General features: G+C 42.8%; 9 protein-coding genes and 1 rRNA gene. 6 read left to right on the forward strand and 4 right to left on the reverse strand.

Translation table 11 applies throughout. From position 1 onward, the window contains the following. Positions 1 to 31 precede the first annotated feature (31 nt). A complete protein-coding gene (locus WCG05_03505) occupies positions 32 to 1,390 on the forward strand; it encodes an MATE family efflux transporter (GenBank protein MEI8321060.1) in 1,359 nt (452 codons plus the stop codon). 67 nt (positions 1,391 to 1,457) lie between these two features. Here the strand turns inward: WCG05_03505 and WCG05_03510 are convergent, their stop codons facing one another. The 4 genes from WCG05_03510 to WCG05_03525 form a co-directional block, all read right to left on the reverse strand. Next, a complete protein-coding gene (locus WCG05_03510; protein MEI8321061.1) occupies positions 1,458 to 2,651 on the reverse strand; it encodes a type II toxin-antitoxin system HipA family toxin in 1,194 nt (397 codons plus the stop codon). Further along, the gene (locus WCG05_03515) at positions 2,648 to 2,950 is read right to left on the reverse strand and encodes a helix-turn-helix transcriptional regulator (protein MEI8321062.1); all 303 of its coding nucleotides are present in this window, start codon (positions 2,948 to 2,950) and stop codon (positions 2,648 to 2,650) included. Before WCG05_03515 ends, WCG05_03510 begins: the two co-directional genes overlap by 4 nt. Before the next feature lie 126 nt (positions 2,951 to 3,076). Next, on the reverse strand, positions 3,077 to 3,343 hold the full coding sequence (locus WCG05_03520) for a BolA family protein (GenBank protein ID MEI8321063.1): 267 nt from the start codon (positions 3,341 to 3,343) through the stop codon (positions 3,077 to 3,079). Then, positions 3,344 to 4,066, reverse strand: coding sequence for a 16S rRNA (uracil(1498)-N(3))-methyltransferase (locus tag WCG05_03525; GenBank protein MEI8321064.1), 723 nt, complete (start codon positions 4,064 to 4,066; stop codon positions 3,344 to 3,346). Positions 4,067 to 4,093: 27 nt separating this feature from the next. Here WCG05_03525 and ubiA point away from each other — a divergent pair, with 27 nt between their 5' ends. From ubiA to WCG05_03550, 5 genes are all read left to right on the forward strand, one after another. Beyond that, positions 4,094 to 4,987 (forward strand): 4-hydroxybenzoate octaprenyltransferase, encoded by an 894-nt coding sequence (ubiA, locus tag WCG05_03530; GenBank protein ID MEI8321065.1) that lies wholly within the window; start codon positions 4,094 to 4,096, stop codon positions 4,985 to 4,987. Positions 4,988 to 4,992: 5 nt separating this feature from the next. Continuing rightward, positions 4,993 to 5,172: a hypothetical protein gene (locus WCG05_03535; protein MEI8321066.1), complete on the forward strand. Its 180-nt coding sequence runs from the start codon at positions 4,993 to 4,995 to the stop codon at positions 5,170 to 5,172. 78 nt (positions 5,173 to 5,250) lie between these two features. Continuing rightward, positions 5,251 to 6,318, forward strand: a complete 1,068-nt coding sequence (locus WCG05_03540) for a hypothetical protein (GenBank protein MEI8321067.1) — start codon at positions 5,251 to 5,253, stop codon at positions 6,316 to 6,318. Positions 6,319 to 6,342: 24 nt separating this feature from the next. Continuing rightward, positions 6,343 to 8,076 carry a hypothetical protein gene (locus tag WCG05_03545; GenBank protein ID MEI8321068.1) on the forward strand — a complete coding sequence of 578 codons (1,734 nt, stop codon included), beginning with the start codon at positions 6,343 to 6,345 and terminating at the stop codon, positions 8,074 to 8,076. A gap of 290 nt (positions 8,077 to 8,366) precedes the next feature. Continuing rightward, positions 8,367 to 9,263, forward strand: a 16S ribosomal RNA gene (locus WCG05_03550); the annotation flags it as partial.

The raw sequence follows: 9,263 nt of genomic DNA on the forward strand, positions 1-9,263 counted from the left end.
CCCATTTACCCTTGTGTAAAATGAATTTTTCATGAAAACACAGTCAAAATTTACCTCCTATCGTCCTGCTAGCACTAAAGAGCTCATCAGTCTTGCCTTGCCCCTGATGCTGACGATTATGTCAGGGACTGTCATGTTCTTTATATCCCGTTTGATTGTGGCCCAATATTCCATCAAAGCTATGAATGCTATGACATCCCTTACATCATTCATTGCCGTGTTTCAATTTGCCCCAATTGCGCTGACCAGTATTTCTGAGGTCTTTGTGGGGCAATTTAATGGATCTAACCGCCACAGTGATATTGGAAAACCTGTTTGGCAAATGATTTGGGTGGCCTTGGGGCTGGGGATTATTTATATTCCCATGGGTCTTTTGGGTTGGCATTATATTCCAGACCAGTTTGTTGAGGATGGGGCGCCCTATTTTCGCCTGATGATGCCATTTGCCTTTTTGATGCCCTTGATTGGCGCTTTGTCTGGCTTTTATGCGGGGCGAGGACAAGTCAAAATTCTGACCCTGACTTCAGTTGGCTCTAACATTATCAACGGAGTCTTAACCTATTGCCTAGTTTTGGGAGTGCCTGGATTTATTGAGCCCTGGGGTCCAGTGGGGGCAGCTTGTGGGTCTGTGCTTGCGCAACTTTCAACAGTGATTATTTTGTTTAGTATTTTTCTGCGCAAAGAATATCGCGATACCCTTGGAACAGGTCATTTCAAAATCAACAAAATTCTTTTGTGGGATTGTTTGAAAATTGGGTTGCCCCATGCAGCCAGCCACACAATTGAGTTTTCTGGCTGGAGTTTCCTAATTATGAAGGGATCGCTGATAAGCGCCACCTACGCGACAGTTTTATCGGTGTGTCAGAATTTTTTTGTTCTATTCAGTTTTTTGACTGAGGGGCTTCAAAAAGCTATGGTGGCGGTTGTTTCTAACTTGATCGGACGAAAAGACTTTCATCTGATTGGGCGGGCCTGGAAGTCAGGCTTAAAAATTTTCGGCTACATTTTAATTTTGGTCGCGATTCCTTTATTATTTTATCCTCACCTGTTGTTGAAAATTTTCGTCACAAAAGATACGGCTTTGTATAATTTGGTGTTACAAGATGTGCGGCTTTCTTTCTATGCCGTCTGGGTCTATTTCATTTTTGACGGCATGACTTGGCTGTTAGGGGGTATTTTAACAGCATCAGGGGACACCAAATTCATGATGAAAACGAACCTCGTCACCATGATTTTTGCGGCCATCATTCCCACCTATTGGGTTTGCATTCATCACCAAACAGACCCTTATTTGTTCTGGGCCGTTAGTGTGATCTATGCCTTGGTGAATTTCGGTTTGTTCTATTGGAGGTATAGAACCAACGTCTGGCAGAAGCTCTCCATCCTGTAAAAATCCATCTTTTGGTACACTGCATCGCGAAACTGCGGGATCCATCCATCTTAGGGACGGGTTTTAACTATATTTTCAAAGTTTGGTTCAGAGAATTTTGAATTCTTTTTAATGAAGCAGGCTGCACACCTGCGTTTTGTGCGTGGATTTTCCATTGAGAGACAGCATGATTCACTTCATCAATGATCTGTAGTGCATTTTTCTTCTTAAGCCCCCCGATTTCAGCAAGTTTAAGGAAATGAGAAAGGGAGGGATTTTTACCTTCCCCCATAATGGTCGTACAGTGCTCACCACTTGGACCTGAAGAAAAAGTGAGATCATAAGAGGGAGAGACCTTCCACACCCCCTTTTCGTCCATTAAAAAAGAAAAATTTTTAGCGTGATCATCTCGGTTATGACTTAAAGCGTTAAAAATAGCGACTCTAAATTGCTTTTCGTATTCTCTGACATCTTTTGTAAGCCAAAGGGTTGCGCGTAGAATTGTTTCATAATCTAAATTAGGAATACGATGGTCCGAATGGAGCAGTCCACTCATGGTGTGCATATGGCGAGATTGCTGTTGAGTGCGATCGAATCTTTTTACACCAAAATAACCAGGACCTTTTTTAGAAGGAAATATTTGTGCGAAAGGCACCTCCAGGCCTGCTTCATGGGCCATTAAGTGATAGGCATATTCAATAGGCCCCATATCGAGAGGATCAAGAGAAGAGCGAAATTTTATGATCCAATTTTCCCCCTCTAAAGTTTTTAAGATCTTAGGACGAGCCCCAGCAGAGGAGCCATTCATATCTAGAAGATCTTCTACAAATTGGTCTCCTTGGTTTTCTTGAAATTGAAGAACTTCATGAGAGATTTCATCTAAATCTTCATGAGAGGCAAAACCTATGCCCGCGATCTCTGGTTCATACACCAAGGCCCCCATGCCATGGGATCCCACATATTGGAGGCGATCCAATGGGGAGAGATCTCCAGGATTAAGGCTCATTTTCATTAATTTGCGATCTAGAAGAAGCCTCCCCCATCCATCGGGCAAGCTATCGTTAAAAACGCCAAATAATCCATCAAAAAGATGATCTTCACAGACAATCACACCTGATTTTAATGGAAGTTTGAAAGGAGAAAGCTCCAGCCCTGTTTTTAGAAATTCAGAAGAATATTCAAAAAATATTTTCCGGTCTTTTAGGGCCAGTCTTCCCATGAGGATTTTCTCTGTTCCACGCATAAAATAAACATGGAGCACAGATATGTTGAGACCTGTCATTGGCGCCCCCGTTTCCGAGATTTATCTTTTAAGAGTCTATCTAGAGAAACCTCTTCTGTTGGTGACGGCTCTCCAAACAATTCCTTGAACTTTTCCAAAGAATTTAGGACGACAGCGAGTTTTAAGAGAGATTCAAAGGAAATTTTTCCTGTTCGTTCAAATCTTTTGATCACGCCAAAGCTTACTCCAGATCGATCGGATAGACTTTTCTGAGTAAGATTAAGAATTAATCTTTTGGCTTGCGCCCGGCATCTAATTTGGTTACCCACTTCATCAGGCGTTCCCATAAATAAAGACATTATAATATCCCTTATATACAAAAATAACTATTATTAGATAATATAATGTCTTTTATTAAAAAATCAAGCGCACTCTTCTCAGGTTTATATGGCATGAATTTACATGCGCTAAAAGTAGGAAACAATCTACTTCTCCGCTTCCCTCAAACACAAACTCAACGCATGGATGCGGGGAATTTCTTCTTTCAACAGATTGTGGATTAGGCGATGGCGTTCTAGATGAGTAAGCCCGTCGAAGGCTTTAGACACAATAGTAACCTTAAAATGAGTTTCTGTGTGCCCCGTGTTTTCCAGATGGCCTTTATGCAAATCAGATTGGTCTATGATTTCAAGAAAAATGGGATCCAAAGAATCTACAATTTTCTGCTCAATGGTTTTTTTAAGGGAGGTCATTTAGTCTAATGACTTCTGTACAAAGCAGCCCAGGCTTACAATGGCAGCTGTCTCGGCCCGCAGAATAGACGCCCCTAAGGTCACAATTTTTGTTTGGGGATGGTTCCTAAGCAGGGTTTTTTCTGCGTCACTAAAGCCTCCCTCAGGCCCTATTAAAATAGCTGACTTTTTCGTGGTATCAAGAGCCTTCAAAAGAGTAGGGGATTCATCTGATCGTTCTAAACAAGCATACAAAACCCGTTCTTGGGGCCACTTATGCAACAGGTCTTTCAAGCTGACAAAGGGCGCGAACTCTGGCACCTGAAGCTGTTCCGATTGTTCGGCGGCCTCAATGGCGTGCAGATGGATTTTGCCCAGGCTATAACTTTTAAAATCTGTATAGTCGGTTTTCACGGGAATAAATTTGGTGGTGCCTAGCTCGGTCCCCTTTTCAATCAAAATATTCAGGGGGTTTTTCTTAAGGGGGCAAAAGGCTAACCAGATATCAAGGTTTTTGGTTTGGGGTTTGACCATTTCCTGACAGACCAGAAAAAACTTCTTTTTAGATTCTTGTTTCAGCGTGGCGGACCACTCTCCATCCTTACCATTGAAAACCTTAACGGTTTCTTCAGGGGCTGAGCGCAACACATTCACCAAATAATGGGTTTGGGTGTCAGATAAAAATAGGATCTCCCCTTGCTTCAGGGGTGTTTTTACATATAATCGGGGAATAAAACTACTCATGGGCCCATTATAGAGAATTACCCGTCAATGACAACAGATATGCCTAAAAAATCATGGATCACCCATTTGCCAGGGGTTTGGGTGCCCTATGCCCAGCTGATGAGATTGGATCGGCCGGCGGGGATGTGGCTTTTATTTGCGCCCTGTGTGTGGAGTGTATCTTTGGCGGACTGTGAGTTTCATGGGGGCAAGATTCTGCTTTTTTTGTTAGGAACGATTCTGATGCGCGGCGTTGGATGTATCTGGAATGACTTTTTGGATAGGGACCTTGATAGGCGGGTGGTGCGTACTTGTGGGCGACCTTTGGCTAATGGGGCGGTTTCTAGTCAACAGGCCTTTGTTTTTGCGGTGGTCTTAGCCCTTGGTGGGGCAGGGATTCTGTTCCAATTTAACCCATTTACGATTTGGTTGGGCTTGTTTTCTTTGATTCTGGTGGGGGTGTACCCCCTGATGAAATATGTGACCTTTTGGCCCCAGGCGGTTTTAGGACTTACTTTTACCTGGGGTGCCCTGATGGGCTGGGCCTCTATTAGGGGAGCGCTGGGACTTGTGCCCCTGGTTCTATATGGATCTTGTTTCTTTTGGACCTTGGCCTATGACACCATTTATGCTTATCAGGATATTGAAGACGACCAAAAGGTTGGGGTTGGTTCTACAGCTTTGTATTTTGGTGGCCGCGGAAAAGGGGCCATTGCCGGGTTTTATAGTGTTTTTTTCGGGGGACTTTACACCATTCAATATTTACAGGGTTTTTCCTGGATTTACGGAATGGGCATTAGTGCGGCCCTTATATTAAGTCTGATTTTGGTCGTGCGACTGAATTTGAAAGCCCCCAAACAATGTCTTAGGGCCTTTCAGCAGAACAAATGGATAGCCCTGATCATTTGGGCTAGTGTTTTACTGGAAAATTTATTAAGGTAACGTTTATGAAGATATGCTTTTTATTGTGCGTTGTGTTGCTGGCCGCTTGTGGCAAAAAGGGAGGGCTAAGGGCGCCTGAGGATTCAACCTATCCCCGAACCTACCCCACCCAAACTGTGATCAAATATGATAATACGGTTAAGATTCCTGGGGCGTGTAAGAGTTGTACGGTTAGCGAAAAATAAGTCCCATAAAAAACTTGTTTTCAGGTGGGGGGGGGGTGATATGATAAAAATGATTGAAAAATAACAGGATGGTAAAAAATGAAAAAAGTATTTCTAGTATTCACATATTTTGTTTTGGCGTTTCTTTTAGGGCAGCAGGCTTTTGCGGCTTCTAGGGCGCCGAGTCCAGTAGAGCCTATGATACATCTTCCGGTGGATTTTTCTCGAATTTTTGAGCAGGATGATTCAGACGGCATCGGGCAAAGAAAACTAGCTGAGTTAAAAACAGTTATTCTTCGGAACCTTCCGCGGGACGGCTCTAATTTTTCTAGAATTTCTCTCATTGCTTTTCATAGGGATCAGTTGTCAGAAATCTTGACACACATGAATGCTCTTATGGAAAGAAGTGAGGGCGAAGGTGGTCTTTCAGATGACCTTAAGAGGAAATTTGGCGCTGTTGTGGATCTGGTAATAAGTAATCACGATTTCAGGTGGACTGGTGCGTATGGGTATAAGTCACCTGAAATAGTACAGGTCAAGCTTCCTCAATTTATTATGGGAATGAGAAGTTTGAGGAATTTGGATTGTCAAAATGTTGCTGTTTCTGTAGGAGATCTGTCTAAAATGATAGAAACTCATCCCAAAATGGCTATAGCGGTTGATCTTGAGAAGCCCAAAGTTTCTGCTTTATTGGCGCTATCTTCTAAATGTGCTAGTAAAGGAGTTGCCTGTTTGTATGATGGTGAACGCCTCGACTGTCCTGTAGTTCCAGCTTCTTACCCTCGTCGACTTGCCAGCCTGATGAATGGAATTGTTGGTGTTATTGAACTTTCGCACCATAGTTATGCAAGTAGATTACATAGCTATCCCGGTAGGCTTGTTGGATATGCCGATACTGCTGTCAGAGTTGATCAACCTACTTCTGGCAAAACGGTTGTTTATGCTAGCTATCCAGGCAGAGACCGCCAGTCCTTGATTTTTGACGGAGGAGCTCTGGATGAAGCTGGATTGGAAGCGCTCGTGGATCGGCAAGCTAGAATAGATAAGGGCACACAAAGTTTTGCTATCCGTTCGGGGGAGGTTATCGCTGCTGCTCGACAAGCTAAGCTTGCTGCTAAAGCTAGTTATTCCCGTCGCCTTACTAAAGAAGAGGGAGATGATTTATAAACTAATTTTTAGATCTCAACCCGTATGTACTCTAAATCAACTTATAAGGAACCCTTGTTAGACGGGGGTTCCTTTTTTGTTATTTTCTTTTTGTTTTTTGCTTTGCCCATATGGGGGACATTCTTTCTAAGAATTGACCCCATGAAAGATCAATGGAATGTTCTTTATGTGGCTAGCTTTTTTGCCCTTTTAAGCTTTTTTAAAAATCCCCTTTATCTCAAAGTTGATTCTTTTCAGAAAAAAGTTTTTCTGATTTTAGGGGGATTTCTATTTTTAAATTATTTTCTGCATGATCTACCCTTTGTTTCTTACTTTACCTTAGACCGTTTTTGCTATGCCATCTTAGCCGGTTTTTTCCTTCAGGTTTTTTCCCATATTAAAAGTTTCAACTTTCTTTTTCTCCCCGTGTTTTCAACAACTGTTTTGATAACAGTTACAGCCTATATTTTTAGGGTTTTCAAAGTGGATCTGTTGGACCTTTCAAGCTTGATATCAGATACAATGTTAGGACCTTCCATGGGAAAATTCTCCTCTGTTTTTGGAAATCCAAACATGACAAGCCAATTTATGGGATTTAGTATTTTGTTACAGCTTTATGGGTTTGCAAAAATGAAAGAAAGGGTGCCACGGGTTTTACTAAGTCTTTTATCCGTCCTTTCTGTGGCTTATATTTTAGATCTGCAGTGCAAGTCTATGATGATTTCCATAGCACTTTGTGTGGGATATTTATTTCTAAAGCCCCTTTGGCTTTCCAGGGCTCATTTATCTGCTATTCTGATCGGTGGTTTTTTGTGTGGCCGAATTTTTCTTCCTCTTTTAGGCAATATGGGTGCGATAGGTGAAACGATTCAAAACCCTTTTCTTTTAGAGGCCTTTCAGAAACCGCTATCTTTCCGCTGGGATCTTCTAAAGGCTGCTCTTTTGATGCTATGGAAAAATCTTTTCGGTGTGGGGGTTGGGGGCTTTGAATTTGGCTCAATCCCGTATGAAATTTCCTTTAAGACTAAAATGCTAGGTGAGGGGGCTATTGCAAAATCTCCCCATTGTGAATACTTAAGGTTTTTGATTGAAGATGGGCTTCATGTGGTGGTAGTGGCGGTTATTTTGCTGGGCTCGTTGCTTTGGAAGGTGCGCCGAAAACTTCTGTTGGTCACGACAGACAGCTTGTTCTTTCTTTTGCTGGCTTTTGTGATTCTTATCGAAATGTTGTTTCAGTTTCCCATGGAATTGCCCTTCACCTTTTCCCTGGGCGCCATGCTGTTTGGATATTTCTTCTCTGATTACTATAACACAAAGAGTTTCGCTATTCCTGTAGCCCTAAAAACCCTTTTGGTGGGGGTGCTTGTGTTGCTGATTAGCTTTCAGACCTGGACCATGATTGTTGAAAGGGTCTATGTGAATGACAGGGCCAAAAGTGCATGGGTATGTAAATACAATCCGCTCTCTTATGAAGCGTGTCTAAATGTGGCAGCTTATGATCTAAAAAAACAGGATTGGGCGTCCGCAGAGCATGTTATTTCCAAAGAACTTAAAAAAAGACCTTATAATTTCTCTGCTCTTCGACTTTGGGTTGAGTCCCAAATTTTCCAAAACAAGATACCCCAGGCTTGTGAGGGAGCTATCTTGTATGATCAGATGTTTGCTGAGCCGCAGACCTGTTTTAGCAAGTTCATTTATGGCGTTTGTCATACGGGTCCTTACGAAAAGCAGCCTGAATCCTTTCAGAAAACCTATGAATCTTTCCTGAAATACCTATAGGGTTCTTCTTAAAATCAAAACTATTTCATCTTTTTTTGAAAATACTTTGAATAACCCCTTGACGGGACCATTTAAATTGCATATATACAGTATCGGCTCGTCGGTTTGACTGGCGGGCCCGTTCTTTGAAACAGTATATAATTAAGGAAAAAAATAGACAGTGGACTTGGAATAAAATTTTCAAGACATTGTGTATAAATAGAATTACTTAACCAAGTCAATTCAAAAAATTACGCAATCGTCAGTAAGCGATTTATAAGAACAATTTAATTGTTTCTTTGATCAGGATAAAACTTGAGAGTTTGATCCTGGCTCAGAACGAACGCTGGCGGCACGCCTAACACATGCAAGTCGAACGAAGCATGGTAGCTTGCTATCATGACTGAGTGGCGCACGGGTGAGTAACGCGTGGGAATCTGCCTATTGGTGGGGAATAACTTTTGGAAACGAAAGCTAATACCGCATAAGCCCTTCGGGGGAAAGATTTATCGCCAATAGATGAGCCCGCGTTAGATTAGCTAGTTGGTAGGGTAAAAGCCTACCAAGGCTATGATCTATAGCTGGTCTGAGAGGATGGTCAGCCACACTGGGACTGAGACACGGCCCAGACTCCTACGGGAGGCAGCAGTGAGGAATTTTCCGCAATGGGCGAAAGCCTGACGGAGCAATACCGCGTGAAGGAAGAAGGTCCGTGGATCGTAAACTTCTTTTCTCAAGGAAGAAAAAATGACGGTACTTGAGGAATAAGCACCGGCTAACTCTGTGCCAGCAGCCGCGGTAATACAGAGGGTGCAAGCATTGTCCGGAATGATTGGGCGTAAAGCGTCTGTAGGTGGTTTTTAAAGTCGACTGTCAAATCCCAGAGCTCAACTTTGGACCGGCAGTCGAGAACTTAAAAGCTAGAGTATGGTAGGGGTAGAGGGAATTCCTTGTGGAGCGGTGAAATGCACAGAGATAAGGAAGAACACCAGTGGCGAAGGCGCTCTACTGGGCCATGACTGACACTGAGAGACGATAGCTGGGGGAGCGAAAAGGATTAGATACCCTTGTAGTCCCAGCCGTAAACGATGGATACTAAGTGCTGTTTGAAGCAGTGCTGTAGCTAACGCGTTAAGTATCCCGCCTGGGAAGTATGCTCGCAAGAGTGAAACTCAAAGGAATTGACGGGGGCCCGCACAAGCGGTGGA

The organism is Alphaproteobacteria bacterium, assembly GCA_037146715.1.
Lineage (GTDB): Bacteria > Pseudomonadota > Alphaproteobacteria > UBA7879 > UBA5542 > JBAWWO01.